This is a genomic window from Picosynechococcus sp. NKBG15041c, from assembly GCF_055380235.1.
This window is the reverse complement of the sequence record NZ_AP040363.1, coordinates 1823062-1849649: the sequence shown is the minus strand read 5'-3', so window position 1 is coordinate 1849649 and position 26588 is coordinate 1823062. Positions and strand designations below refer to the sequence as shown.

Here is a 26588-nt window from a genome sequence, read left to right as displayed (position 1 = left end):
CTTAGCAGTTTAGTTGCTGGGGAATTCTTGGCCAACATAAACCGTACGTGTTTGACCAGCTCGTTCAAGAATCACCTGATTATTTTGGGCAGCGATTAACTTCCAGCTCCCACGACCCAACTCTTCCCCAAGGCCGAACCGTTGGGTTGTGCCATTGATCCGAAACAGGGCTTCCGAGCGATCGCCTGCTTCCAAAATTCCCACCAGGGCATACATCGTTGTAGGAGCAGCAGCAACAGAGGTCGGGGTCGGGATACTGCCATTATCCAAAGTCGGTGTTGCTGGACGAGGGGCGGGGGGAGGGACAATCGCAGTGGGAGCCATACTCATGGGCGGTGGGGGCGGCACAAGCATGGGAGCCGGGTTGGGTGGTGGTGGTAAGATCACTGGCCCTTGGGACGTCGCCGCCCCATCATCAGCTGCCATATTGGGCGAATAGATAGGGATGTAAATGCGCTCAATCACTTGGGGGTCTTGGTTCCCAGCGCCAGTTGTAGTGGCATCCTCTGTGCCATTAGCCCGGCGATCGATATTGTCTAAGGCCCGCTGGATATAGTTTGCAAAATCAGAAGTGGCTACACTGTCATCTGGGGCGGCAGCGTCATTGGCTGGTGTGACGGGGCCATTGAGAAATTGAGGCTTTTTGAATTGATCATTGGCAACTAACCATAAAACGCCACCCAGCACAGAGGCGCAGGCACAGATTAACAATAATCGCTCTGTGTAATAACCCCAACCCCGTTTTGTGATCAGTTCCGCTTCCATCGCTTCGGGAGGGAATGGGGGCTCGTAGGGGGGGCTGATCAGGTCCCCTTGGGCCACGAGGACAGATTGTAGCGGGGGAGATTCTGCCCCAGGCGATCGCCCAAAAGATGTACCTTGGGCGGGGGGGCGATCGCCCAGCAGTTGATCAATATCCGCAAATACATCATCCATGAGACGATTGGCGGCCGCTTCAGCAGACCAAGAATCAGGTTCGAGGGAATCCAAGGAAGTTGCGCGCAGTTCGTTCATATCGCTAAGGAGGGGCAGAATGCCGTCATTATAGTGGGTCTACGATTCGCCAATCGTGCCGAGCTTGACTAATTATTAGCCAAAGAAAGGCCGTCAAATATTCACACCATTGCAAAGGCAGAATATCTTTTTACAATCCTAATGCCCTTCGGCCAGGACGCAACCCCAGAAGTGTTTTTTTTCACAATTTACCCCTAAAACTCTGTCTCAGCGGCAAAAATTGGCAAACCCTCCATTGCCCTGTTGGTCAGATTTTGAATTTCAAAAAGACCCCTCTCCCATTACACTGTTTATGTTTTGATTTTCTGAGGGAAAAAAATCACATGGAGCATCGTGGTGTCACAGTTTGGTTTACCGGCCTCAGCGGGGCAGGAAAAACAACCATTAGCCATGCCCTGGCTGAACGCTTAAAAGAAGCTGGGTGCAAACTAGAGATTCTTGATGGAGATATTGTCCGGACAAACCTAACTAAGGGTCTTGGCTTTAGTAAAGAAGATCGTGATGAAAATATTCGTCGGATCGGTTTTGTCTCCCATCTGCTGACCCGTAATGGCGTGATTGTCTTTGTTTCGGCTATTTCCCCCTACCGGGCAATCCGCGAAGAAGTGCGCCACCGTATTGGGGATTTTGTAGAAATTTTTGTAAATGCCCCCCTCGAAGAATGTGAGCGACGGGATGTAAAAGGGCTTTATCAACGGGCCAGAGCGGGTGAGATCAAGGGCTTTACAGGCATCGATGATCCCTATGAAGCGCCCCTCAACCCAGAAGTAGAATGTCGCACTGACCTTGAAGAGCTCGACGAAAGCATCGAGAAAGTAATGGCCAAGCTCACCGAATTGGGCTACATCACCCCTTAATGTGACGGCAATGGGGGAGAGCCCATACCAAATCGATTGGTAAAAACGGTAGATTTGGGCTCCCGCCAGGCTGGCTCGCAATAACTAGGGCACTACACAGTTTAAGACGCAGCATGGATTAATTTCTGGGCTGCGTTTTTTTGTGCCTATTATTAGCAGAGATAATCTCGGCCCCAGGCGATCGCCTCAGCTTTATTACGCACTTTTCCCTCGATGTGAGCAATTTGAATTTCCGTGAGTAACTGCCCAATCTGGGGACTGGGAGAAAGATGCAGTTCGCGGATTAAATCTTTGCCCGATAGTAAAGGGACAGGATGGGCCACGGGATCTTGGGGAGTAAAATAACGCTTTAGTAATGGTTCAATTGTACCCGAGGGCAAACCAAACCCTTGGGCGACCAAAGCCAAAGTCGGGAAGGTGTCCTTCGTGCTCTGGAAGAAAAAATATTGCTCCCGCAGGTTGAGGGGCTGATCCGCAGCGCGGAGTAACTGGGGCAACATTTCCAGTACTAAACCGATGGTGCGTAATTCATGGCGGGAGTATTTAAGACAGGCGATCGCCTGGTGTGCCTTTTCTGGGTCGGTTCCCACCAAACAAGCTAGTTTTGCGAGGGCCAGCCAATCCGGTTCCTCGGTAAATTGGGGATAGACCTGGGCAAAGGTGGCGCAAATGTTCGTTAACCCCTGGGCCCGCTCTAAGCTGATCTGATCCGCGCCGGGGAGCCAATGGGAAAAAAGGCCATCCTGAAAGGCAAGGGCCAGCCAGCGATCGCCATCCCGGTGGCGTAGCAGATAATTCAATTCATGCTGAACGCGCTCAGCGGCAATATTTTTAATTAATGGCGCTAACCGTTGAATTTGGTGCCTTGTGGCCCCATCGAGCCGAAAACCCAATTGGGCCGCCTGGCGATAAGCCCGCAACAAACGCAAGGGATCATCGGCCAGATTTTCGGGGGTCACCATCCGCAACACTCGATTTTCTAAATCTGCCAGCCCGTTGAGGGGGTCTACCAAGGAATTTGAGCGGATATGGTAGGCGATCGCATTGGCGCAATAATCCCGTCGCCGTAAATCCCGCTCTAAACTCCCCCCCTCCTGGAGGGCAAAATCTAACGTTCCCTGGCGAAACACCACCCGCGCAATCTGACGGGCTTCATCGAGTACCACGAAGCCCGCGTGATATTTTTTGGCAATGTCCCGGGCTGTTTCCACTGCCTTTTCTGGTAGCACAAAATCGAAATCAATATAATCACTTTGTCGCTGCAAAAGTGCATCCCGCACCGCGCCCCCCACCAAACAAGCCTCGTCTGGCAACTCCGCCACAGAAAATGGCAATGATTGCAGAAACTCAGCCAGACGCTCCTTAGGGGATGCCAAAATCATCAATAGAAAAACCCAATAAAAATCAGCACGATTAACGAGAATATCATCAAAGCATCGCTGAGGAACCTTGTCCCCCAAGCCCTAGGGAATCGGAACATAACCATGGGACGCAATATTTCTCTATCCCCGCAATATTCAGTATGGCCCAGAAATATAGGTGGTTACTGTTCCTGTCTTTCATAAACGTCTGCCCAAAGGGAAAAATCTGGGCGATCGCCACAAGGTATCGTGACAGATGATGTTTTGGATCTGCCGACTTGTCATCACCAAAAAGAAATTATTTTCAGACAACCATTAAAAAATTCCCCCCAGACAGAACCAATCCTGTGGTTTCCTTTAAACTGGAGTTGCTCCCCCAAAACTTGTTCCTAATCTAAGATCTTCCCTGGCATTTTGTGTTGAGGTTCCTGCCATGCGTCAAGTGTATTTGTTGCTGCCCATTACTGCCTTGAGTTTATCCCTCGGTAGCTGTTCTCTCCTGCCCGGTGGCGGTGGTGGTGATACCCCCAGCCCAGATACCTCCCAGGTTGTCACACCAACGCCAGATACCGCCCCCTCAGAAGAATTATTTACTTCGCCGACCGTAGGTGAATTTGCCTCTGTTTTTATTCCTTCTACCGATCCAGATGCCCGTCGCCGCACCACCACCGAAGGTCGCCCAGATCCCTTTGCCGATTTACCACTGGTGCCTCAGGTGATCCTAGAGCCGCCGCCAGCCCCTGCCCCCCCCGCAGCACAACCTGACACGCCGGGAGGCAATGGTGCTCCGGGGACGACTGCAAATGGCACATTACCTGCCCCTGGGGCACCTTCTTCTGGTTCTACGGCGATGGTTCCACCGCCGGCGCCCATCGACTTTACGCCCATTTTACCGACCTTGCCGGAACCGACGGCGGCACAAAATACGGCGGTCACCGGCGTTGTTCAGATGAATGGGACCGACTATGTGATGGTGAAGTCAGAAGACGAACCCTTTAGCCGCTATGTGCGAGTGGGTGATTATGTGGCTAATGGTCAAGTGCTCGTAAAAGAAATTATTTTTAATCGAGGCAATCCTGTCGTCGTCCTTGAGCAATATGGAATGCGGGTTGAGAAAAAAGTCAATGAAACCTCCCTTGCTCTAAGCTAATCATCGAGATGATTGAACTTGGGGGGCCACTCCCTAGATTCGAGTGGGCGATCGCCCCCCGCAGTGCCCCCCAGAAAAGCGCTAGAATGCCCTTATTTACTGGTGTGTGTAAAGGTATAAAAGCGTGACAACTCCGAGTACTTTGGCCCAATTAACCACAGAACGACTCATTCGCGATGACCTCCCTTTAGCGGTCTATCGGGAAGTGGCAGCCCATCTCCAACAGGTGCCCCAGGTGCAGGTGCAATTGGAGCCTAGACCCCTGGGCGATTTTAATTATTTTCACAGTCAAATTGGGGCGATGATCATCAGCTATCCCCAAAATTTATCCCCAGGCGGCCGCCAACGTATCGAAGCGATTTTAGACTTTTATCATCAACGCTATGGCCCCTGGCAACGGGAGCAGAACACACTAGATATGGATGAAAAATCCTAGGAAACCCCAACTTTAAAATTAAAACTCTACAATGGGGGTGTAGATAAACTTGTCAAGCTTTTCATTTTGTTCTATTCCAGAACCTTATAGAAGGCAAGTTTTAGTTGTTTTGTGGAGTTCAAAACTATGAAAAAAATTATTGCCCTCCTTGGCATTACAGGCATCGCCCTTAGTGCCGGTGCTGTTCAGGCTCAAACTTCCCAAAACACCCCAAACGAGCCTTTTCTCCTCGCTCAAAGTGGCGGCACAACGATTGTCCCCACAGAAAGATATAGCTACATTGGCGTCGCTGGGAACGTGGGTTTGAGTAACCGAGACCGGGGTGTCGCTGATGATGGTGTTGCCGCAATTAGTAAAATTGCGCTTACTGACAACGTCTCCTTCCGGCCTGGGGTAAATTTTGGCGGTGATACCGTTGTTACCCTACCCGTCACCTATGACTTCAGCACCCGCGATGGCCGCGTTACCCCCTATATCGGTGCCGGGATTGTCACAGGAGATGGTGACACTGATTTCCTCGCCACTGGTGGCCTTGACTACCGTTTCTCTCGGGATTTTGTCGGCAACATCGGCACTAATGTCGGGTTTGGCGATCGCACGGATGTGGGGCTAACCCTTGGGGTCGGTTATGCAATTCCCCACAGTCGCTAATCAAGCCTGACCGTCAAAATGCGCCCGTTCAACCCGTTAAAAATTGTGTGATTTTTTTGCCTCCCTCCCCAGGGAGGTTTTTTCTGGGGGCCGCAAACTTCTATAGTGAACTGAGGCAGTTTTTGGATAAGCGATGACCCTTTCTGAAGCGAAATCTAGTGGGTTTGACCCGCAGCATCCCCCGGAGCAGGGGGTAATTGATAGTTGTGTCCATTGCGGCTTTTGTTTGGACACTTGCCCCAGTTACCGGGTGCTGGGCTCAGAGATGGATTCTCCCCGGGGACGCATTTATCTGATGGAGGCGATCGCCAAGGGGGAAGCAGAAATTAATAGCGCAACGGTGCAACATTTTGATAGTTGCTTGGGCTGTTTGGCCTGTACCTCCGCCTGTCCGTCGGGGGTGCGCTATGACGAGCTACTGGCCTCGATGCGGGCCCAAATTGAACGAAACTACACGCGCAGTTTGGGCGATCGCCTGTTTCGTTGGCTTATTTTTAACCTATTCCCTTATCCTGGGCGACTAAAAATTTTCCTGCCCCTGCTGTGGTTTTACCAAAATTTTGGCCTCCAATGGCTGGTGCGAAAATTAGGACTACTCAAACCCATCCCCCGGCTCGCGGCGATGGAATTGATCTTGCCCAAGGTCAATTTGCAAACCAGTAAGCAATCTCTTCCTAGCCTCATTCCAGCCCAGGGAGAAAAACGGTACCGCGTTGGCATGGTGCTCGGTTGTGTCCAGAGACTCTTTTTTTCGCCGGTGAATGAAGCGACGGCACGGGTTTTGACGGCCAATGGCTGTGAGGTGGTGATTCCCCAGGGGCAAGGGTGTTGTGCGGCGCTCCCGGCCCACCAGGGACAAACGGCCCAGGCCCAGGAATTGGCCCGGCAAATGATCGATCGCTTTGGGGATCAAGACCTGGATTACATCATTATCAATGCCGCTGGTTGCGGTCATACCCTAAAGGAATATGGGCGAATTTTGCAGGATGACCCAGCATATGCTCAAAAAGCCCAGGAATTTTCGGCCAAGGTGCGGGACGCTCAGGAATTTCTCGCCACAGTGGGTTTAACAACCCCCCTCCATCCTTTAACGTCGGAGCCATTCCCCTTGGTTTATCAAGACGCTTGCCACCTACTCCATGGCCAAAAAATTGCAGCCCAACCCCGAGAGCTATTACAAAAAATCCCCAACCTCGAACTCCGTGAACCTGTAGAGCACAATCTCTGCTGTGGTAGTGCGGGGGTGTTTAACCTGCTCCAACCCGAAATCGCGGCCGAACTCGGGGAACGGAAAGCTCGCAATCTGGTGAATACCGGGGCCAAGGCGATCGCCTCCGCCAATCCCGGCTGTAGTCTACAAATTCAACAGCATTTGCAGGCCCAGGGACAAACGATTCCCCTCTGGCATCCCATGGAACTGCTTGACTTTGCCATTCGTGGCGTACCCTTACCCCTATAATATATGCCGATGTTTACGGCGGAGAATCTATGGCGCGGCAACGGGTTGGCTTATTGTTTGGGGGTAAATCAGGGGAACATGACGTTTCTATTGTCTCGGCTGGGGCGATCGCCAAGGCTTTTAGTTTAGAGACAAATCCCGAAAAATATGAATTGCTGCCGTTTTACATCGATCGCAATGGCATTTGGCATGACCCAGAAATTTCCCAACAGGTGCTGACTGCCACAAAAGCGCTCCCCGTAGAAAGCGTTGATCCAGCCAGTCGCTGGCAATTTCCCGCCGCTGCCGCCAGCGTCGATGTGTGGTTTCCGATTATCCATGGCCCCAATGGGGAAGATGGCACTCTCCAGGGTTTGCTCACCCTGATGGAAAAACCCTTTGTGGGCAGTACGGTGCTCGGCTCGGCGGCAGGGATGGACAAACTGGCGATGAAAATGGTCTTTGCCCAGGCGGGTTTGGCCCAGGTGAATTATGTGGGCGTCCTGCGTTCGGAAGTATGGTCGGGGCCGTGCGTATTCCCCAAGGTTTGCGACAAGATTGAAGCGCAGCTCGACTATCCGATGTTTGTAAAGCCTGCAAATCTTGGCTCCTCCGTGGGCATTAGTAAAGTCCGCACTAGGGATGAACTGGAAAAAGCCCTCGACCTCGCCGCTGAATATGACCGCCGGATCATCGTTGAAGCTGGGGTAACGGCTCGGGAGGTGGAATGTGCTGTCCTGGGCAATGATCAGCCCAAGGCTTCTGTGGTTGGTGAAATCCACTTTGACAGTGATTTTTATGACTACGAAACCAAGTACACCGACGGGAAATCTAGTATGCAAATTCCCGCAGAGATTCCCCAGGCGATCGCCCAACAAATTCAAGATTTAGCCATCAAGGCCTTCCAAGCCCTCGATTGTCGCGGCCTAGCCCGGGTGGACTTTTTCTACGAAGAAACAACCCAGCGAGTTTTAATTAACGAAATTAATACCCTACCCGGCTTTACGGCCTTTAGTATGTACCCAGAGCTCTGGCGGGCCAGCGGTATTCCCTTTGCCCAACTGGTTGATCGCCTGGTGCAACTTGCCCTAGAAGATGCCTAAAATGTCATTGAATTTTCATTAAGTTACTATCACTACTAACGCATAAATATCGACTAGCTGTTTGGGTTGCGATCGCTGGCTAAAGATTATGAAAATTTCAGAATGTCTTTTTCTCAACCAGGCTAGAATATCAGCATTCTGATGGCCTTAGCCCGAGAAATTGAGGAAATCCATAATGATGCGATCGCGTTACAAAGTGATTCTGGGGGTGGTATGTTCTCTAACTATTGCATTTGCAGCTCAATTAGCCTTTGCTCAAAATCCCCCTAGTAATCAGACCCAGCAGCTAAATAGTATTCTTTTTGAAAATGTACGCATTTTTGATGGTAAATCAGCGCAACTCTCTGAAGCATCTAATGTTTTAGTCGTTAATACAGCATTTTTGTGATGGTCGAGGTACAATGTCATGTGTGTGAGTAAATCAGATTAAACAAGAACAACCATTGCCTAAAGCCTACTCCATAGACCTCAGACAGAAAATTGTTGATGCCTATGACCGGGGGGATATCTCCCAACGTGGTCTCGCCAAGCAGTTCGGTGTCGCTACTAGTTTTGTCCAAAAACTCCTCAAACAACGACGTGATACTGGGTCTATCCGTCCACAATTTCGTCGGGGGCAGATTCCCCCTAAACTCAATGAAGAACACCGAAAGGTTCTGGCCGCTTTGGTGAAAGCCAACAATGATGCGACTCTGGCCCAACTATGTGCACAACTAGAAGCCGAGATTGGCATCCGGGTAAGCATCACCACCATGCATAAGACATTGAAGCAGATGAATTTTAGCCTTAAAAAAAACCTTTTATCCTGACGTCAAGGCGACAGACAGAGTGCAACAGGCCAGAGTCGAGTTTTGGGAGAAAGTAAGGCAGATTTTGGCCCAAGACCTGATATTCATCGATGAATCAGGCATTAATCTCGCAATGAGAACAACAAGAGCAAGGGCAGAGAAGGGGAAGCGGGCCTACAGTAGTAAGCCAAGCAAAAAAGGAAAAAATGTCTCACTGGTAGGAGCATTGGGCTTGCAGGGGATAATCGCCCACAGCAGCTTAATCGGAGCGACAGATAGGGTAACTTTTGAGGCGTTCATTTACCAGAAATTGGTGCCGCAGTTATGGGCAGGGGCCTGTGTGATGATGGATAACTGTTCGATTCATCTGGGAGAGATGGTGAGAGAGTCCATTGAGGCAGTGGGAGCAAAACTTATCTACTTACCGCCCTACTCACCAGATTTTTCTCCCATTGAGAACTGTTGGTCAAAGGTCAAAAACATCATGAAGCGCAGAACAGTGGGCAGCTATGAGGAGCTATCAGAGGCGATTGATGAAGGATTTGCAAGGGTGACACCTGAAGATATCAGAGGGTGGTTCACCCATTGCTGTTACTGTACCTCAGAAGAATAGAAAACGCTGTAATAAAATTCAAAGAATTGACAAAAATCCGATCAATCCGTCATCTAGTGCAGACTTGACGAAAATTGATGGTAATGGCCGTGTTTTGATGCCGGGTCTCATTGATAACCATGTGCATATAGTCATGACCGCAAGCTCATTACCTGAGCTTTTAAACCCGAATATTACGGAAGAATCGCTTCAACTCAAAGCTAAGCAGGAAGCTGAGGCGATGCTACTGCGTGGTTTTACCACGGTACGAGACGTGGGTGGCCCCACTTTCGAGTTAAAAAAAATGATTGACCGCGGCGAAAGTCCAGGTCCCAGGATTTATCCTAGTGGTGCGATGATTTCCCAGACATCAGGCCACGGTGATTTTCGGGCCTTAACAGAGCGATCGCGCCGGTTTGGCGGCACTTTATCCCGTGCAGAAATGATGGGAGCAGCCTTTATTGCAGATGGACGAGATGAGGTTCTCACTGCAACTCGGGAAAATCTCCGCCATGGTGCTTCCCAAATTAAACTCATGGCAGGCGGCGGGGTTTCTTCTCTCTACGATCCCATTGATGTGACCCAGTACACCCTAGATGAAATGTCTGCTGCCGTCGAGGCTGCTGCTGATTGGGGAACCTATGTCACTGTCCATGCCTACACACCGAGGGCAGTACAAAGAGCCATTCAAGCGGGTGTTAAATGTATAGAACATGGTCAATTGCTAGACGAAGAAACCATTAGAATGCTGGCAGATAAAGATGTTTGGCTCAGTGCGCAGGTTTTCGAAGACCGAGTGACCCCTGGTTTTACCGAAGAGCAATTAGCCAAGCGAGCGCTGGTTGTCCAAGGTGTCTCAAATGCTTTTAACTGGGCAAAACAATACAATGTCAAGCTAGCTTGGGGAACAGACTTTTTATTTGACCCTGAACGTAACAGAATTCAAAATCAATACATCACTAAACTACAGCAGTGGTTTACGCCTGCTGAAGCATTAAAAATTGTCACCCACGATAATGCCCAGTTGTTAACTCTCTCAGGAGAACGTAACCCTTACCCTGGCAAGTTAGGTGTTATTGAAGAAGGCGCCTATGCAGATCTACTTTTAGTCCAAGGCAATCCTCTACAAGATCTATCAGTTGTAGAAGATTACACCAACAACTTTAAAGTGATCGTTAAGGATGGCAAGATTTATAAAAATACATTGAGTTAACTCCTTGTCCCTTTCCTGAAAATCCGATAGCAGTCGTTATCAATCCCTAAGGCAAAACCGCAATTAAATCAATCCAGGACGTATATTCTCTTTCCTAGCAAAAAAGACGCCAATATACGTCCTTTTTGCTGTAATCGAGCCGCGAAATAAGAGATGCTTAACTAGCATAGAGTTTTTCGACAATAAAAAAGCGAGCTTTTTACTCATTCCACTGGTTAAAAAATAAAGTGCTTAGAATCGGAAGGATAGATTTACATAGGGGCCATTTTGATTAACGTTAAGCCCAAAATCCGCGTTATTTCTAAGATTGGAATTGTAACCTGTGTAGCCAAAGCGATATCCAGCTCCTAAGGATGTTTTATCAGAAAACAACCAGTCCACCCCAGTGTTTAGATTCCATTGAGTGAGCCCTTCAATACCAAACCCAGAAACTGAACCACTGGTGACCCAGGCGATCTGAGGAGAAAAATTATAACGAAAACGGCCGCCCAAAATCGGAGAAGTAATGGTTTTACTCGCATCCAAACCAGCCCTTTGGCCAATGTTTGTATTTAAATTAAAGTCCAAGTCAATTCCTGTAACATTAAGGCCACCAAAAATATCAAAAACTAATGGCCCCAAATCGTATTCTGTCTTAACTTCTGTAGAATTTATCTTTGTTCTATCATAAAAGCGATAAGCACCCCCCAATGAAAAAGACCATATTTTACTGTCTACTGCTGCATTTAAGGTCACAGGAATTGGGCCTGGTGTATTAGGAAATAGTATGGGACGAGTAATACTTCTTTCACTGGTCAGAGAAAGGTAATCGAACTCAGTAAAAACGCCAAGGCGATAGTCAGGTCTCCAGGCCTGTGCCCTACCAAAAAAAGCAAGATTCAAGTCATCTTTAATACTTTTACGGATTTGAGCGGCACCAATGGCAAAATCACCATTGAGTCGACCTACAGTCGCATCTCCATAGATAGTCAAAGGAACGTATAGAGAAGGTTGAATGAGGAAATGCCACTTGTTTGGTTCTGATAGTGCTTGTATTTCTGTGGGCAAATTTTGTGTGAGCTTGATTGCCTCAGGATAGGACTCAATTATTGCAGAAGTTTCTTCGATATCGAAATTAGACTCAGTGCTGAGATCTTGTGATTCATCGAGGTCGAAAAAGTCCACGTCAGAGTCATGTAAAATTGGCGCATCTTCAGCGGTTGCCCCCCTGAAAAAATCAGTAACCCCAATCAAAACGAGGCAAAAAATAAATAAAGAGAGATTTTTCTTAAACATTACAATTAGCTTAAATATTTTTTACTATGGTGATAAAGAAACGCAGCTCAAAAAATTATTGGCTCACTCGCGTCCATCAGGGTGAGAAACCTGGAGACAGACGAGTTCCGGAGCGTTGAGGCGTCAACTGATTTGGTAACGATCGCCGCTGTTATTCTAGATATACCGCGTGCGATCGCCTGATTCTGTGACGCCGGCCAATTGAAGGGAATGACCACCGCGGCGATCGACTCCCTAATAGCGATAACTGCCTCCTTCGTACCACACACTGACGAACCAATGGTCATTGATAAAATCACCCTCTAAGGTGCTTTGGGCGATCGTCGCCTGGGGGAGCAACCCATCACCTGCTGTCACGATGGGCGTTGCTAAACCGAGAAGGGCTATTAGACTCAGTATCGGTAAATTCATGGGGTTTTTCTTGAAATTGCTTTAATAGTAGCTACGATTCTCTGCCTTGAAACTACTTTTTTGTGATTGGTAGACTCCCCCATCAGCAAAAAACAGCGGTGCTTGTCTAGGCAATGCTAAAAGCGGACTAACAAAGAAAAATCTCCCCAGATTGCTGGAGAGATGAGTCATTTCAAAATATAAATTTTTAGGTAGAACCCCATTGCGTTCTAGGCATTGTCGAGGGCAACAATCCCAGGAAGTTCCTTGCCTTCGAGCAGCTCAAGGCTAGCCCCACCACCAGTGGAAATATGGCTCATTTTCTCTGCCACACCGACTTTTTCTACGGCAGCAACGGAATCTCCACCGCCAATAATGGTGACGGTCCCCGTTGCCGTTAAACCTGCGAGAGAATGGGCGATCGCCTCAGTCCCCACCGCAAATTTATCAAACTCAAATACCCCCATAGGGCCATTCCAGATTGCCGTGCCACAACCGTTGAGAGCATCTTGGAACACCTTTACAGAGTCCGCACCAATATCGAGACCCATCCAGCCCTCGGGAATCTCATCAACGCTGACGGTCTTTGCTGCCGCATCGGGGGCAAACTTATCCGCAACAACCACATCCGTAGGAAGTAGAATCTTGCCCTGGGCCTTTTCCATCAAGCTCTTGGCCAATTCAACCTTGTCATCTTCTACAAGGGAAGCACCCACAGCCTTGCCCTGGGCTTTGTAGAACGTAAAGATCATCCCACCACCGATGAGGAGCTTGTCGCACTTCTCAAGGAGGGTTTCGATCACGCCGATTTTGCTAGAAACCTTGGAACCACCAACAATGGCAACCAAAGGACGCTTGGGTGCTTCGATCGCCCCCTGGAGAAATTGCAATTCCTTCTCGATCAACAGACCCGCAACATTGGGGCTGAGGTAGTGGGTCACCCCTTCAGTGGAACCATGGGCGCGGTGGGCTGTCCCAAAAGCATCATTAACATAAAGATCTGCGTTGGATGCCAATTGCTTCGCAAACTCAGGGTCGTTCTTTTCTTCCCCAGCATGGAAGCGGAGATTTTCGAGAAGGGCGACTTGACCATTAGCCAAGCCGGCGATCGCCTGGGCCACCCCTTCCCCAATACAATCATCACACTTAACAACTGCCTGACCGAGTAATTCAGATAGACGGGCAGCCACAGGCGTTAAGCGCATCGAATCCACCACTTGACCCTTCGGACGACCCATGTGGCTACCGAGAATCACCTTTGCCCCTTTGCCTGTCAGATACTGAATAGTGGGGAGAGCCGCCCGAATCCGTGTATCGTCAGTGATTGCGCCACTTTCATTGAGGGGTACATTAAAATCAACCCGAACAAATACCCGTTTTCCGCTTAAATCGGCCTCTGTTAAATTGGCGACTGATTTCTTAGCCACGATAAAAATCCTCCAAATGCTTGCTTTTTATAAAGTTCTGTCATTTTGTCTTCAGAAGAAGCGCATTTTTCCGGGAAAATTGAACTAGAAGTTCCAGATCCAGAAAAATATCTCCATGCAGATTTTACCGGAGCCTGTGTCTAGGAGGTAGAGCAACTATGTTTAAAACCATTCTTTTTCCCGTTGATAAAAGCCGTGAAGCCCGTGAAGCCGCCGAAACGGTGGCCAAGCTCGTGAAATCTTTTCAAAGTCGTTTGGTCTTGCTATCCGTCGTTGAACCCGCACTCCCAGAAACCCAAGAGGGCGTGATGAACTCCGAAGAAGCTGTCGCCAAACTACTCCAGGGAGCCCATGACCTCTTCGCCAAAGAAGGTATCGAAGCAGATACCATCGAGCGGGAAGGAATGCCGTCATTCACCATTTGTGATGTAGCTGACGAAATTGAGGCAGATTTAATCGTGATGGGCTGTCGGGGTATGGGACTCACCCAGGAGGGTGTCGCCGAAAGTGTTACCAGTAAAGTAATCAACCTTTCCCCTTGCCCTGTACTGATTGTCCCCTAATCCATGGTTCTGAATGTGATGAATCTGGGTTTTTATGATGTCAAGGTTCTTTGAAATAGTCAGTGGAGGACGCCTTCTAAAAGATCTTTCCTATTGCCCCCGCTTGTCTTTTACATTTGGCCGATCAATTCTAAGGCAACATTGACTATTGGTGACTTTATCTTAAGATTTTTTTTGAGTAGGAAAAACCACAAAAAAGCTCTGTGCTATTTGACGGATGACATTTGGTTTTCTTTGGGATATTTTTAAGAATGTACTAGTTGTCTAGCTTTATTTTCAGCAAACCTCAAGAATATAGCTAAAAAAGTTTTTGACTATATTCTCATCAATCGATACAAAGAGAAATGGCTATCTTGCTGTGTCGAATTATTTCTGTTCTGACGGTGAATATAGTTCAATTAAACAAAAAATAGCTGATATGAGCACTGATTCTACCGATAAAAGTCCTAAAATTTATCGTCTTGGGGAGCTTTTAGAAAATGCTGGTTTGATCTCTGAAGCGCAGCTACAAACGGCGCTGTTTGACCAGCAAATCTATAGTGATTTAAAATTTGGTGAAATTTTAGCCCTCAGGGGCTGGGTGAGTCAGCATACGGCTGATTTTTTTGTGAAGTATAATCGGCAAGAATTAATTATTCTTGAAAATAAGCGGCTTGGTGACTACTTAATCGACGCAGATCTACTCACTCCAGAGCAGCTGGTGATGATTTTAGATGAACAGAAAGTCAATCATATGATGTTTGGTAGTTTGGCAGTCTTGAAAGGTTATATTAAGCAGCAAACTTTGAATTTTTTCTTGAAAAATATCTTGAGCCAAGTTAATGGCGATCGCCAATTTTGGCGCACAACCCAAAGTAGCAAAGTTTCTTTGGTTGATCGCCCCCTTGATGCCAAGCTGACCCAACCAAGTGAAATGGACATTACCAGCGCAAAGCAAACTGATCCATCGGAAATCCATTGGATTAACTAAAAATTTAGCTGCTTGTGGGTAGGCGATCGCCCCGGAGAAATATTTTTTAATCACCCCAGAGATGTCCGGTCGAAAAATGCCCCTAGCCGGAGATTTTTGATGTTTTCTGCAATATCTCCAGTGTTTTGGGGTGATGGTTGCCCTTGACCCTCCATTGGTGTGGAGAGTTTACGATAGGGGTGCATTGATTTTTAGGTGTCAGTAATGGTGAAAAAATCTTGGTTGATCATCGGGGCGATCGGCTGTTTGATCGGCCTCGGTGGCATTGGCGCTTTTACAGGATTTCAGCTCCGGGGAAGTCAGGGGCGATCGGTGGCCCAAGAAATCGAGGTCACACCGACCATCGCCGCTGAAGTATACCGCACACCGACCTGCGGGTGTTGTGGGGCCTGGATCGACCATGCTACAGCCAATGGTTTTACGTTCGTTGACCAGATTCAACCGGATATTACCGCAATCAAAGAACAGTTTGGCATTACTCCTGAGTTGGCTTCTTGTCACACGACGGTTGTTGCTGGTTATGTTTTTGAAGGACATATCCCTGCCGCGGATATTCGACGATTTTTAGCACAGCCCCCCGCTGGGGTGGTCGGTCTCACCGTGCCGGGGATGCCGATCGGCTCACCGGGAATGGAAGTGGGCGATCGCCAGCAGGCCTATGAAGTTTTGGCGATCCATGGGGATGGTAGTACCTCTATTTTCCAAGAATATCCCGGCGATTAAGGAGTTTAGGCACGTGAGCTTAAGGCGACGACAGTTCCTTGGGTTAGCAGCCCTCGGCGCGACGGGAGCGTTAGTGTGGCAGGGGCGATCACTCCTCCAAGGCCCAGCCCCTCTCCCTACTACAGTGTCAGAAATATATCGGAGCGAAGCAGGCCTCTTAGAGCTAACCCTGGAGGCTCGCTATGGCGATGTCATTCTTGGGGGAGAATTGGCCCCCCGGAGGATGACCTACAATGGCCAAATACCTGGCCCGAGGCTGGAGGTCAAACCAGGCGATCGCCTGATTATTAACTTTAAAAATGCCCTCGACCAGCCCACAAACTTGCACTTCCACGGCCTGCACCTCTCCCCCAGTGGCAATCAAGACAATGTTTTTCTCCATCTCAACCCAGGGGAAACCTTCCGGTACGAACTCCAGATCCATCCCCAACAACGGGCGGGGACTTACTGGTATCACCCCCACCACCACGGCCACGCTGCCGAGCAACTTTTTCAGGGGTTAGCGGGCTTGATTGTTGTCCGGGGCGACCTAGATGATCTCCCCGAAATTAGAGCAGCCCAGGAGGAATTCTTTGTTTTACAGGATTTCGCCCTCGACGGCCCAGGGCAGGGGATGATGGCGGCTCATATGAACTTGATGATGGGGCGCGAAGGCAGTCTAATTACCGTCAATGGCCTCTTTCACCCAGAAATCGCGGTGACGAAAGATCTGGTGCGGCTCCGGCTTTTGAATGCTTCCCCTTCCCGTTTCTATCGCCTGCAGCTCTTCGGCCAGCGACTGACGCAAATTGCCGGGGATAATGGCGCTTTTTCCCAACCCCTAGAGCGGGATGAACTCCTGCTGACCCCAGGGCAACGGGCAGAAGTGCTCATCCAAGCCCATGGGCTACCGAAGACGCCCATCCATCTGCTCAGTCTTCCCTACCAACGGGCCCAAATGGGGATGATGGGACGTCAATTTAGCGGGATAACCCAGGCGATCGCCGACTTTACCCCCAAAGAAGTGCCCTTTACACCCCGTAGGCTGCCCCAGGATTTAATTGCCGTTGAGCCTCTCCCTGAACCCAGCCGCACACGTCGTTTTACCCTCAGCCATGGGATGGTTCCCGGCCAGGGCATGGCTTTTTTGATCAATGGGGAAGCCTACCAAGACCGCCCCCAAACCACCGTCCGTTTAAATGAAATTGAGGACTGGGAGCTGGTCAATCTGGGAACAATGGATCACCCATTTCATCTCCATGTCAATAGCTTCCAAGTTTTGAGCCGCAATGGAGTGCCTGAAGTCCCCCTCGTTTGGGCAGATACGGTATTGGTAAAAGTGGGAGAAACAGTCAAAATCAGAGTTGCTTTTCGAGACTTTGTCGGCACCACGGTCTACCACTGCCATATTCTCGACCATGAGGATTTGGGCATGATGGGCCAGCTCGAAATTTTGCCCCCTGCATAAACTTCACAAAGCCTTGACTCTCCATTGTGCTGGAGCTTTTACCCTAGGAATAACCTTTCGGAAAATTAGGGGAATTCACCCATGGAAACCCGCCAGTTCCAGATCAAAGGCATGGGTTGTGCGGCCTGTGCTACCACTATTGAAACGGCCCTCCAGAAAACCGCCGGAATTCAAACGGCCCAGGTCAACTATGCTGCTGCCCAGTTGCGGGTAGAGTTTGATGGCAGTCAGATTAACCCGGAAGCCCTCCAGCAGGTGGTGGCAACAGCGGGATATGAAGCAATTCCCCTCATGGGGAGCGATCGCCAAGCCCAGCTCCAAGCCCAAGAACGGGAAGAAGCCCAAGCCCTCCGCACCCTGAGCCACCAGGTATGGCTGGCGGGAGTCCTGAGTGGGGTTTTGGTGATCGGCAGTTTACCCATGATGTTGGGGGTTGATATTCCCTTCATTGCCCACTGGTGGCATAGTCCTTGGCTGCAATGGGCTTTGACCACACCGATTATGTTCTGGTCGGGGCAATATTTTTTCGTCAGTGCTTGGAAAAGTCTGCGTCGTCGCCGGGCCGACATGAATACATTGGTGGCCCTAGGGACAGGGGTAGCCTATGGTTACTCGATTTTTGTGACCCTTTTTAGGGCCCAATTTATTGCCTGGGGCATCCCCACCGATGTGTATTTTGAGGTGGCGGCGGTGATTATTACCCTGATTTTACTGGGGCGATCGCTAGAGGCCAGGGCCAAAAAAGGCATGGCGGCAGCAATTCGCCAATTGGTCGGACTCCAGGTGAAAATGGCACGGGTTTTTCGGGGGGAAGAAACGGTGGATATTCCCGTTGAACAGGTACAGGTGGGCGATCGCCTGCTGATCCGGCCCGGGGAGAAAATTCCGGTGGATGGGGAAATTATTGAAGGCACTTCTACCCTGGATGAATCTTTGGTGACAGGGGAATCATTGCCCGTAGAAAAAACCGTGGGCGATCGCCTCATTGGTTCGACCCTCAACAAAACAGGCCGGTTAATTCTCAAGGCAACCCATGTGGGGGAAGATACCGTCCTGGCTAATATTATCCGCCTTGTCCAGGAGGCCCAGGGAAGTAAAGCGCCCATCCAAAAGGTGGCCGATCAGGTGACGGCTTGGTTTGTACCAGCGGTCTTGGTGATTGCATTGGTGACCTTTAGCTTTTGGGCGATCGCCGGCGATTTACCCAGGGCGATCGCCACCACCGTCAGCGTGCTGGTCATCGCCTGTCCCTGCGCCCTAGGTTTGGCGACCCCCACATCGATCATGGTAGGGACAGGCATCGGCGCCCGCCATGGCATCTTAATCAAAGATGCCGAAAGTTTAGAATTAGCCGCCCACCTGACGACCATTGTCCTCGATAAAACAGGAACCCTCACCCAAGGCAAACCCAGCGTTACCAACTATCTGAGTCTCATCGATGAAGCGCAACTGTGGGCCTGGGCAGGCAGCGTTGAACAGTCTTCCGAGCATCCCCTGGGAGAAGCTATTTTTCGCCATGCCACCGATAAGGGCCATTCAATTTTACCCCTCGCAGATTTCCAATCCTTTACAGGCAAAGGTGTCCAAGCCCAAATCAACCACCAAACGATTCACATTGGCACAGCCCAGTGGCTGACAACCCTCGGCATCGACACCACCTCCCTACAGGCCCAGGCGATCGCCTGGCAAAACGAGGCGAAAACGGTGATCTGGGTGGCGATCGAGGGGCAGTTAGCCGGTCTGATTGCCCTGGCAGATCAGCTCAAGCCCACCAGTCCCCAGGTGGTGAAACGGCTACAAAAATTGGGCCTCAAGGTGATTTTGCTCACCGGAGATAACCCCCGCACCGCCGAGGCGATCGCCAACCAAGTGGGCATCACCCAAGTCCAGGCCGAAGTGCACCCCGACCAAAAATCCGCCGTTGTCCAAAACCTACAAACCGCCGGAGAAATGGTCGCCATGGTGGGAGATGGCATCAATGACGCCCCAGCCCTGGCCCAGGCCAATGTTGGGATTGCCATTGGCACAGGAACCGATGTGGCGATCGCCGCCAGTGACCTGACCCTTATTTCTGGCGATTTAACAGGCATCCTCAGCGCGATCAAACTCAGTCGCGCCACCCTACGCAATATCAAACAAAATCTCTTCTTTGCCTTTGTCTACAACGTTGCAAGCATTCCCATTGCCGCAGGTATTCTCAGCACCTGGGGAATTTTTCTGAACCCCATGATTGCCGGAGCCGCCATGGCCTTTAGTTCCGTTTCCGTAGTGACCAACGCCCTCCGTCTCAAGGGAGTGACTCGCAATTTATGATCAAAAAATAAAACCCCGGATCGCCTCAATCACAGCCTTTGGATTACTCAGTTGAGGAAAATGCCCCTTGGCTTCGATCCATTGTAATTGACTGCCTCGAATCACCTGATGCAGGTACTCGCTCGCCGCCTCTGAAACAAAGGGATCTTGGTAGGCCTGCAAGATTAAGGTAGGCACCTTCAACTGGCTCACTTCGCGCCGATAATCAGACTGGATAATCATCGAGAACGTTAAAAAAGCATGGTCTGGCCGTAGGCGCAGCAGCGTTCTTGAAAACTCCTCAGAGAGTAGAGGTTGATTGGGAGTATTTATGATCGAGGGGGCATACTGACGCACCCATAGGGAATAATTTTCGGCCATGGCATTGAGTATGCGGTCTGCCGCTAGCTGCTCAAAACTCCCGCCATAGTCTTGGTCCTGGATATAGCGAGCACAGGCACTGATAAAAACAAGGCGACTAATCAAATTTGGGTGCTTGAGAGCCACGAGGGTGGCGGTCATACTACTTACAGAATGGGCAATGAGTTGTATTTCTTCGAGGTCTAGGGCATCACAAATGCTGAGAATATCTTGGGCATAATTTTCGAGCTTGGCGTGGTGCAGTCTTTCACTTTCGTTTATTTTTGAGCCACCGCAGCCGGGTAAATCAAATAAAACGAGGCGATATTCAGCGGCAAACGCTGGCGTCACAAGGCGCCAACTTGTTTGGTCACTCCCAAAACCATGGGCAAACAGTAACGTCTTCGGCGAATTCTGATTGCCTAAAATTTGTACGTTGTGATTGGCGAGGACATCAGATGTCATGGTTTTACTGGGAAACAAAAGATGTTTCAATCAGGGTTGTTTTTATTCTGTGACAAAAATTCTGGGTTAGCCCGGACTCTTAAACATTCAAAATGATTTCTATGCTCATTACTTCTAACGATAGAAAACCGACTTTTTGTCAGGGATTCGGACTCTGCTACTGAAAATTTTTTGATAATCTCAGCATGAGACAAGCTTTGGTTCAGTTGATTTTTTTTTGGTCCAATTGATAGGGGACTGAGGGGGCAATCGGTCTGCAAGGTGAGCGTCCGGATGGTGCCACGTCAATTGCTAACTTCCATGATGCTTCAGGAACCAGCCTCCGGGGACGGGGTACGATCAGAATTGACTTTTTTTAATGGGTAGTAGCGCAAGCTCGGCAAAGCACCGGAGTATTCATCAGAATTGGCTGAACATCCTTAGGCGCTTAGCTGTCTTTCCTCTGTTACCGTGAGCCCCGATGCCATGGTTGATTTTCCTGTAAATGTTGCTGCTCTCAAGGCCCAAATTATTGATGCAAAGCGTTTGCCTTGCTTTGGGCCGACGGCGGCGATCGCCGATTTATTACAAGCATTTCAACCCTGGATGGTTCCTCAATGTGCGGGGATGTATGGGGTGGCTCCCTGCGTGGTTATTTGCACCGAACATCAACTCCAGGGCTTGGTGTTGCCCCAAACGGTGCTGCAATTGATTGCTGAGGGGGTGGACCTCCGACAGGTACTGGCCCAGGATATTATGGCCCCAGCTCCGGCGGCGATCGCCCTTAGGGAACTCACAAATTTGTGGGCCTGCCTTGACCGGATGCACCAAGGACAGCAGGAGCTTTTGCCAATTCATGATGACCAGGGCCATTGGTTGGGCTTCTTGTCTTGCCTCGCCCTCCAACGGCTCCTTGCCTCAGAACCACTGCTCCAGGTGCGACAAGTCCAGGAGGTCATGGTGACAGAGTTGCCCTTGCTCTCGACTACAACCCCGCTGTTGGCAGCGGCCCATCGCCTTTTACAAACCCCGCCGCCCCTCTTTTTGACCCCAGAAAAAATTAGCCCAACGACAACTGCCTGGGCCGCTAGTTTACAGATGTTGACCCTGTGGGATCTGTTTCGGTGCTATGACGGCGATCGCCTGAGTAATGACGATAACCTCTTGTACCAGGGCGATCAAACCCAGTCTTTTTGTCAGGTGCGGCCGACAGATTCCCTCTGGTCTGTGGTGACTCAGTTGGGAGAAATCCATGGCAGCGGGGCGGTGGTGCTTGGCCCGGAGGGGGAGCTCCTCGGCCGAATTACTTGGCCAGAAATTTTAGCGGCGGTGGATCCGATCGCTCTCCATTGGCAAACGCTCCAACTCCAGCGGCGATTGGATAAAGTCACCCAGCGCACCGAGATTTTAACCTCTCAACTCGCCCAAACAGAGCCCCGCCCTGGGCGATCGCCCTACCGTGTTTTGCTCATGGAAGACCTAGCGATGGAGTCAAAGATTCTCCAGCATTTACTCCAGCCCCCCTTAGGGAGTGGATTGACGTTTCAGGTGACCCAGGTTGATAGTCTCCCCCAGGCGATCGCCCAACTGACAACGGCGACCTATGAGCTGATTATTTTTGACTTAGACCTACTGCCCAAGGGCAAGCTAGAGGGCTTTCGCATGCTACAAAAAGCTTGTCCCCAAAGGCCTATTTTATTGTTGAGCAATGACCAAGCAGACCAGATCGCCCTCGCCCAGCAATGTGTCGAATTAGGCGCCCAGGACTATCTCCTCCGGAGTCTCTGTATGGGGGAATCTCAAACAGAACGGGAAGTTTTGATGCGTTCGGTGCGCTATGCCCTCGAAACCCAGGGGGTAAAAAATCGCCTCCAGCAACGGGATCAACAGCTCGAAGCAGAAATCATCGCGAAGGGGGCGATCGCCCAACAGCTCGAAACCACCGATGCCCAATTAAAAGTTTTATTTGAGGCCATCACAGACATCGTGTTTGTGATCAATCCCCACACCTGGGAGATCAAACAGGTAACTCGGCCCCACCAGGGTCGCTGCCAAGGCAACCCAAATCTCTGCCAAGCAACCCATCAGTTTCTATTGCAGCACCGGACTGCCCTAATGCCTTACTTACAAAAGGCGATCGCCTCCCCAGAAACCGCAACCGCCGCCAACGAATTGCTCCAGTATGAATATTCCCTCAAGCTCACGCCCCAGGCGGTCCCCCAGTGGTTTGTGGCTAAGCTGGCGGCGATCGACGAAACCCAGGTGCTCTGGGCGGCCCATGATATTACGCCCTTAAAAAATTCCCAGCAGCAACTCTTGAGCGACCAAGAAAGTCTCGCCGCCATGGTGCAAGAACGGACCCAAGAACTCCGGGCGCTCAATGGCACGCTCAACGCTGAAATTCAGCAACGCAAAGGCATCGAACAGGAACTCCGCCAGGGGCAAGATTTTCTAGAAACCCTGTTTAACCTCACCCCCGCTTTGTTTATCGTCCTTGATCACACGGGTCGGATTGTCCGCTTTAACCCCGCCTGTGAACAGTTGACCGGATATCAATGGCTAGAAGTGGCCCAACAATATGTCTGGGATCTGTTTTTGCGCAGCGATCGAGATGTGGAGCGGGTGACCCACCTTTTCCATAACCTCCTGCAGCATAAACAACCCCTGACCTACGAAGTAGACTGGCGCGCTAAATCGGGGCAAATCTATCATCTGCGGTGGTCTAGTGGGGTCGTGTTGGATCCATGGGGACAGGTGCGTTATGTGATCGCCACGGGGCTAGATATGAGCGATCGCCAAGCCTTCGAAACAACCCTCAAGACCCTCAACCAGGAGCTCGAATCCCGGGTAGAGCAGCGGACTCAAGTCCTAGAGCACATCGAAAAAAATCTCCGGCGACAGTTGGCGGCGGTGGATGCGGCAGTAGATGCGATCGCCATTTTGCAACAGGGGGAATTTATCTCAGTAAACCCAGCTTTTTTAGCATTGTTTGGCTACCCCCATCTCTTGAGTTTACAGGGCCACCCCTGGCATGAAGTGCTATTTGCCCCCGCAGAACAAGCCCGTTTCCAAGCGGATATTTTGCCCAACCTCGAGAAAACAAAATCTTGGCAAGGTCAGGCGATCGCCCAGCGGCAAGACACTCAACTGTTCACCGCTGAAATTTCCCTGACGATCACCAGTGACGACGACCTCATCTGTGTCTGCCGAGACATCACCGCCCGCAATGAGGCCGATCTCAAAATTCGTAGCACCGAAGCTCGGTTGCGCTCCCAGTACCTGAATTTCCCAATTCCCACCTACACCTGGCAACACCGGGAGGGAAATTTCTATCTGATCAATTACAACAGTGCTGCTGAAGCCGCGAATAACTACCGCCTCAAGGATTTTCGCCATTGCCCAAGCCACGAAATCTACGGCTCAGACCACGCCATTCACCAAAACATCTACCATTGTTTCGAGTTTAAAAGCACCTTCGACGCAGAGCTCCAAACCACTGCCCCCAATGATCCCAATGATGTTTTGCGCTATTTTCTCGTCACCTATATTTACATCGATCCAGATTTGGTGATGGTGCATATCCAGGATTTAACCCAACGCAAACAAGCGGAACGGGAGTTACAGCAGAGTCAAATCTTCCTGCGCCAAGTGATTGATAATGACCCGAATTTGATTTTTGTGAAGGACCACCAGGGGCATTTTCTCTTGGCCAACCAGGCCCTCGCGGATATCTACGGCAAGACGGTGGCGGAGTTGATCGGCAAACGAGATTGTGACCTAAACCCCCGTCACCAAGAGGTGGAGCAGTTTGACCGGGCTGACCGACAGGTCATCGAAACCCAAGCGATGGTCGTGGTAGATGAGGAGCAGCTTACGGATATCCACGGGACTGTTCATTATTTCCGGACGGTGAAAGTTCCCCTCCAATTGCCTGGCGATCGCACCCCCTGCCGCATCCTTGGGGTCGCCTCAGAAATGACCCAACAGCGGCGCGCCAAGCAAGAACTAGAAAATGCCCTCAACCAGGAGCGGGAGCTAAATTATCTAAAAACTCGCTTCATTGACACCGCTTCCCACGAATTTCGCACCCCCCTAACGGTGATTTTGGGGGCGGCACAGATGCTTGATGCCTATTCAGAACATCTCTCACCGGAAAGGCGATCGCAGTACCTCCGCAATATCCAGGACAGCGTGATCCGCCTGCGTCAACTGATCGACGATGTGTTGACCATGAGTCGCCTGGAAGCAGGGAAACTCCGCTGTCAACGGCAGCCGATTGATATCATTGCCCTCTGCCAAGATCTCCTTACAGAATTTAAGGTGGGCCTGGGTAAACAGCATCACATTGTATTTGAAACAGCCGGGGCGATCGCCTCCCCCCTCAATCTCGATCCGAACTTGATCCAACATATTCTCAGTAATCTCCTGAGTAATGCTTGTAAATACTCCGCCCCCGGCACCACCATCACTCTCGAAGTCATCGGAGACGAAGCTCAACTCACCTTGACAATCACCGACCAAGGCATCGGTATCCCCGCCGAAGACTGGCCCCATCTTTTTGGCTCTTTCTATCGGGCCAGCAATACCCAAAATATCCCCGGTACAGGTTTGGGCCTAAACATTGTCAAAGAATATGTGCTGCTCCATGGCGGGACAATCAACTTCAGTAGTCAACTTGGCCGGGGCAGCCAATTTGTCGTCACAATTCCCCTAGAGGCTTAGCTAGCGATGATGTAACCTATCAAGTCAAGAAAAATTAACGGCGATCGCCAATCAAACGCGAGAGAAGGGGACGAATCGAGTAAGATTGAGCAGCAGAAGTTACGTAAATATATCGAAGGTCAAGCCGCCCATGTTTCTTGTGAAAGCAAAACCCGCTCTCCTCGTCCTCGCCGATGGCACCACATACCACGGACGGTCCTTTGGGGCGACGGGGACTACCTTTGGGGAAGTCGTTTTCAATACGGGCATGACGGGTTACCAAGAAGTTTTGACTGATCCTAGCTACCGGGGTCAAATTGTGACCTTTACCTATCCGGAGCTGGGTAACACAGGGGTCACCCCCGAAGATGAAGAATCTAGTCGGCCCCAGGTCAAAGGGGCGATCGCCCGCAACATTGCCGCCCGTCCCAGTAACTGGCGCTCTACCCAAGCCCTACCCGACTACCTCAAAGAACATCAGGTGGTGGGCATCTATGGCATTGATACCCGCGATCTCACCCGGCGACTACGGGTCTCTGGGGCGATGAATGGTGCGATTTCTAGCGAAATTCTCGATGCAGAAGAGCTCCTGCGCCAATTGCGAGAAATCCCTTCCATGGAAGGGCAGAACTTGGTGAAAGACGTCACCACCACCAGCATCTATGAATGGACAGAAGCCACCGATCGCCACTGGGAATTTAGCAGTGGCGCCACTGACACCCAAGATTTAACCGTGGTTGCCATTGACTTTGGTGTGAAGCGAAATATTCTCCGACGCCTTGCTAGCTACGGTTGTCGGGTCATTGTTGTCCCCGCCAACACCCCCGCTGAAAAGATCCTGGCCTACAATCCCGACGGTATTTTTCTGTCCAATGGCCCTGGGGACCCGGCGGCCGTCACCGAAGGCATCGCCACTGTCACCGAAATTTTAAAGGCCGAAAAACCCACCTTTGGCATTTGCATGGGCCACCAAATCCTCGGGCTTTCTTTGGGGGCCGAAACCTTTAAGCTCAAGTTTGGCCACCGGGGGTTAAACCAGCCCGCCGGTCTTGAACAAAAGCAAATTGAAATTACCAGCCAAAACCATGGTTTTGCGATCGCCGAAAAATCCTTGGGTGACGATGTAGAAGTGACTCACCTGAATCTCAATGATCGCACCATCGCTGGGTTAGAACACAAAACGCTGCCCTTTTTCTCTGTGCAATACCACCCTGAAGCTAGCCCCGGCCCCCACGATGCTGACTACCTGTTTGAAAAATTTGTGCAGTCGATGAAAGCCCACAAAGCCTAGATAATCTGAGCGCTCAGTCAAGCTCGTCTTCAAAAAATCCCTTTCTGCAAGGAGAATTTTTGGGGATGCAAAACCCGTGATTTCCCTAGGGCTGATTCCTGG

The 26588-nt window shown here is 50.3% G+C and carries 22 protein-coding genes; 16 read left to right on the top strand and 6 right to left on the bottom strand.

The window, feature by feature from the left end:
* Nucleotides 1–9 precede the first annotated feature (9 nt).
* Nucleotides 10–1014: a hypothetical protein gene (locus tag ACZ45B_RS08885; protein WP_024546531.1), complete on the bottom strand. Its 1005-nt coding sequence runs from the start codon at nucleotides 1012–1014 to the stop codon at nucleotides 10–12.
* Between the two features lie 323 nt (nucleotides 1015–1337).
* On the opposite strand from ACZ45B_RS08885, the gene cysC reads away from it, so the two are divergent.
* On the top strand, nucleotides 1338–1871 hold the full coding sequence (gene cysC / locus ACZ45B_RS08880) for an adenylyl-sulfate kinase (protein ID WP_024546530.1): 534 nt from the start codon (nucleotides 1338–1340) through the stop codon (nucleotides 1869–1871).
* A gap of 152 nt (nucleotides 1872–2023) precedes the next feature.
* On the opposite strand, the gene ACZ45B_RS08875 is transcribed toward cysC, so the two are convergent.
* The gene (locus ACZ45B_RS08875; protein ID WP_029681929.1) at nucleotides 2024–3253 is read right to left on the bottom strand and encodes a tRNA nucleotidyltransferase/poly(A) polymerase family protein; all 1230 of its coding nucleotides are present in this window, start codon (nucleotides 3251–3253) and stop codon (nucleotides 2024–2026) included.
* A 412-nt stretch (nucleotides 3254–3665) separates the two neighbouring features.
* Between ACZ45B_RS08875 and ACZ45B_RS08870 the strand changes: the two genes are divergently transcribed.
* The 8 genes from ACZ45B_RS08870 (at nucleotide 3666) to ACZ45B_RS08835 (ending at nucleotide 10603) form a co-directional block, all read left to right on the top strand.
* Nucleotides 3666–4382 carry a hypothetical protein gene (locus tag ACZ45B_RS08870; protein WP_024546528.1) on the top strand — a complete coding sequence of 239 codons (717 nt, stop codon included), beginning with the start codon at nucleotides 3666–3668 and terminating at the stop codon, nucleotides 4380–4382.
* Between the two features lie 124 nt (nucleotides 4383–4506).
* Nucleotides 4507–4818 carry a hypothetical protein gene (locus tag ACZ45B_RS08865; RefSeq protein ID WP_024546527.1) on the top strand — a complete coding sequence of 104 codons (312 nt, stop codon included), beginning with the start codon at nucleotides 4507–4509 and terminating at the stop codon, nucleotides 4816–4818.
* Nucleotides 4819–4944: 126 nt separating this feature from the next.
* Nucleotides 4945–5469: a hypothetical protein gene (locus tag ACZ45B_RS08860; protein ID WP_024546526.1), complete on the top strand. Its 525-nt coding sequence runs from the start codon at nucleotides 4945–4947 to the stop codon at nucleotides 5467–5469.
* A 133-nt stretch (nucleotides 5470–5602) separates the two neighbouring features.
* Complete coding sequence (locus ACZ45B_RS08855; protein WP_024546525.1) at nucleotides 5603–6928, top strand: (Fe-S)-binding protein; 1326 nt, start codon at nucleotides 5603–5605, stop codon at nucleotides 6926–6928.
* 29 nt (nucleotides 6929–6957) lie between these two features.
* On the top strand, nucleotides 6958–8010 hold the full coding sequence (locus ACZ45B_RS08850) for a D-alanine--D-alanine ligase family protein (protein ID WP_024546524.1): 1053 nt from the start codon (nucleotides 6958–6960) through the stop codon (nucleotides 8008–8010).
* A gap of 175 nt (nucleotides 8011–8185) precedes the next feature.
* Nucleotides 8186–8398 (top strand): hypothetical protein, encoded by a 213-nt coding sequence (locus ACZ45B_RS08845; RefSeq protein ID WP_464674855.1) that lies wholly within the window; start codon nucleotides 8186–8188, stop codon nucleotides 8396–8398.
* 55 nt (nucleotides 8399–8453) lie between these two features.
* Nucleotides 8454–9411 (top strand): IS630 family transposase gene (locus tag ACZ45B_RS08840; RefSeq protein ID WP_236612557.1). Its coding sequence is split into 2 segments (ribosomal slippage): nucleotides 8454–8800 and nucleotides 8799–9411, totalling 960 coding nucleotides; the frame shifts between segments, so codons are not numbered across the junction.
* A gap of 64 nt (nucleotides 9412–9475) precedes the next feature.
* Nucleotides 9476–10603 carry a metal-dependent hydrolase family protein gene (locus tag ACZ45B_RS08835; RefSeq protein ID WP_464674854.1) on the top strand — a complete coding sequence of 376 codons (1128 nt, stop codon included), beginning with the start codon at nucleotides 9476–9478 and terminating at the stop codon, nucleotides 10601–10603.
* A gap of 231 nt (nucleotides 10604–10834) precedes the next feature.
* On the opposite strand, the gene ACZ45B_RS08830 is transcribed toward ACZ45B_RS08835, so the two are convergent.
* The 3 genes from ACZ45B_RS08830 to ACZ45B_RS08820 all read right to left on the bottom strand — a co-directional run bounded on the left by ACZ45B_RS08830 (nucleotide 10835) and on the right by ACZ45B_RS08820 (nucleotide 13695).
* Nucleotides 10835–11878 carry an outer membrane protein gene (locus tag ACZ45B_RS08830; RefSeq protein ID WP_024545806.1) on the bottom strand — a complete coding sequence of 348 codons (1044 nt, stop codon included), beginning with the start codon at nucleotides 11876–11878 and terminating at the stop codon, nucleotides 10835–10837.
* Between the two features lie 234 nt (nucleotides 11879–12112).
* Nucleotides 12113–12289, bottom strand: a complete 177-nt coding sequence (locus tag ACZ45B_RS08825; RefSeq protein ID WP_158505985.1) for a hypothetical protein — start codon at nucleotides 12287–12289, stop codon at nucleotides 12113–12115.
* Nucleotides 12290–12498: 209 nt separating this feature from the next.
* Nucleotides 12499–13695, bottom strand: coding sequence for a phosphoglycerate kinase (locus ACZ45B_RS08820; protein ID WP_024545807.1), 1197 nt, complete (start codon nucleotides 13693–13695; stop codon nucleotides 12499–12501).
* 158 nt (nucleotides 13696–13853) lie between these two features.
* On the opposite strand from ACZ45B_RS08820, the gene ACZ45B_RS08815 reads away from it, so the two are divergent.
* The 5 genes from ACZ45B_RS08815 (at nucleotide 13854) to ACZ45B_RS08795 (ending at nucleotide 19711) form a co-directional block, all read left to right on the top strand.
* Nucleotides 13854–14258 carry a universal stress protein gene (locus tag ACZ45B_RS08815; protein ID WP_024545808.1) on the top strand — a complete coding sequence of 135 codons (405 nt, stop codon included), beginning with the start codon at nucleotides 13854–13856 and terminating at the stop codon, nucleotides 14256–14258.
* Between the two features lie 418 nt (nucleotides 14259–14676).
* Complete coding sequence (locus ACZ45B_RS08810; RefSeq protein WP_024545809.1) at nucleotides 14677–15228, top strand: hypothetical protein; 552 nt, start codon at nucleotides 14677–14679, stop codon at nucleotides 15226–15228.
* A gap of 204 nt (nucleotides 15229–15432) precedes the next feature.
* A complete protein-coding gene (locus ACZ45B_RS08805; RefSeq protein WP_081699647.1) occupies nucleotides 15433–15951 on the top strand; it encodes a DUF411 domain-containing protein in 519 nt (172 codons plus the stop codon).
* Nucleotides 15887–17398 carry a multicopper oxidase family protein gene (locus ACZ45B_RS08800; protein WP_464674853.1) on the top strand — a complete coding sequence of 504 codons (1512 nt, stop codon included), beginning with the start codon at nucleotides 15887–15889 and terminating at the stop codon, nucleotides 17396–17398. The genes ACZ45B_RS08805 and ACZ45B_RS08800 overlap by 65 nt, the downstream gene beginning before the upstream one ends.
* Before the next feature lie 81 nt (nucleotides 17399–17479).
* Entirely contained in the window at nucleotides 17480–19711 is a 2232-nt protein-coding gene (locus ACZ45B_RS08795; RefSeq protein ID WP_024545812.1) for a heavy metal translocating P-type ATPase, read from the top strand.
* Here the strand turns inward: ACZ45B_RS08795 and ACZ45B_RS08790 are convergent, their stop codons facing one another.
* On the bottom strand, nucleotides 19712–20515 hold the full coding sequence (locus ACZ45B_RS08790) for an alpha/beta fold hydrolase (protein ID WP_024545813.1): 804 nt from the start codon (nucleotides 20513–20515) through the stop codon (nucleotides 19712–19714).
* Between the two features lie 465 nt (nucleotides 20516–20980).
* Here ACZ45B_RS08790 and ACZ45B_RS08785 point away from each other — a divergent pair, with 465 nt between their 5' ends.
* Nucleotides 20981–25216 carry a PAS domain S-box protein gene (locus tag ACZ45B_RS08785; RefSeq protein ID WP_024545814.1) on the top strand — a complete coding sequence of 1412 codons (4236 nt, stop codon included), beginning with the start codon at nucleotides 20981–20983 and terminating at the stop codon, nucleotides 25214–25216.
* 130 nt (nucleotides 25217–25346) lie between these two features.
* Entirely contained in the window at nucleotides 25347–26486 is a 1140-nt protein-coding gene (carA, locus tag ACZ45B_RS08780) for a glutamine-hydrolyzing carbamoyl-phosphate synthase small subunit (protein ID WP_024545815.1), read from the top strand.
* Nucleotides 26487–26588: the final 102 nt, after the last annotated feature.

What these genes read in the sequence shown, in the direction of transcription:
- ACZ45B_RS08885 (WP_024546531.1), bottom strand. Translation starts at nt 1,014, where the DNA reads ATGAACGAACTGCGCGCAACTTCCTTGGATTCCCTCGAACCTGATTCT.
- cysC (WP_024546530.1), top strand. Translation starts at nt 1,338, where the DNA reads ATGGAGCATCGTGGTGTCACAGTTTGGTTTACCGGCCTCAGCGGGGCA.
- ACZ45B_RS08875 (WP_029681929.1), bottom strand. Translation starts at nt 3,253, where the DNA reads ATGATTTTGGCATCCCCTAAGGAGCGTCTGGCTGAGTTTCTGCAATCA.
- ACZ45B_RS08870 (WP_024546528.1), top strand. Translation starts at nt 3,666, where the DNA reads ATGCGTCAAGTGTATTTGTTGCTGCCCATTACTGCCTTGAGTTTATCC.
- ACZ45B_RS08860 (WP_024546526.1), top strand. Translation starts at nt 4,945, where the DNA reads ATGAAAAAAATTATTGCCCTCCTTGGCATTACAGGCATCGCCCTTAGT.
- ACZ45B_RS08855 (WP_024546525.1), top strand. Translation starts at nt 5,603, where the DNA reads ATGACCCTTTCTGAAGCGAAATCTAGTGGGTTTGACCCGCAGCATCCC.
- ACZ45B_RS08850 (WP_024546524.1), top strand. Translation starts at nt 6,958, where the DNA reads ATGGCGCGGCAACGGGTTGGCTTATTGTTTGGGGGTAAATCAGGGGAA.
- ACZ45B_RS08845 (WP_464674855.1), top strand. Translation starts at nt 8,186, where the DNA reads ATGATGCGATCGCGTTACAAAGTGATTCTGGGGGTGGTATGTTCTCTA.
- ACZ45B_RS08830 (WP_024545806.1), bottom strand. Translation starts at nt 11,878, where the DNA reads ATGTTTAAGAAAAATCTCTCTTTATTTATTTTTTGCCTCGTTTTGATT.
- ACZ45B_RS08825 (WP_158505985.1), bottom strand. Translation starts at nt 12,289, where the DNA reads ATGAATTTACCGATACTGAGTCTAATAGCCCTTCTCGGTTTAGCAACG.
- ACZ45B_RS08815 (WP_024545808.1), top strand. Translation starts at nt 13,854, where the DNA reads ATGTTTAAAACCATTCTTTTTCCCGTTGATAAAAGCCGTGAAGCCCGT.
- ACZ45B_RS08810 (WP_024545809.1), top strand. Translation starts at nt 14,677, where the DNA reads ATGAGCACTGATTCTACCGATAAAAGTCCTAAAATTTATCGTCTTGGG.
- ACZ45B_RS08805 (WP_081699647.1), top strand. Translation starts at nt 15,433, where the DNA reads ATGGTGAAAAAATCTTGGTTGATCATCGGGGCGATCGGCTGTTTGATC.
- ACZ45B_RS08800 (WP_464674853.1), top strand. Translation starts at nt 15,887, where the DNA reads ATGAAGTTTTGGCGATCCATGGGGATGGTAGTACCTCTATTTTCCAAG.
- ACZ45B_RS08795 (WP_024545812.1), top strand. Translation starts at nt 17,480, where the DNA reads ATGGAAACCCGCCAGTTCCAGATCAAAGGCATGGGTTGTGCGGCCTGT.
- ACZ45B_RS08790 (WP_024545813.1), bottom strand. Translation starts at nt 20,515, where the DNA reads ATGACATCTGATGTCCTCGCCAATCACAACGTACAAATTTTAGGCAAT.
- ACZ45B_RS08785 (WP_024545814.1), top strand. Translation starts at nt 20,981, where the DNA reads ATGGTTGATTTTCCTGTAAATGTTGCTGCTCTCAAGGCCCAAATTATT.
- carA (WP_024545815.1), top strand. Translation starts at nt 25,347, where the DNA reads ATGTTTCTTGTGAAAGCAAAACCCGCTCTCCTCGTCCTCGCCGATGGC.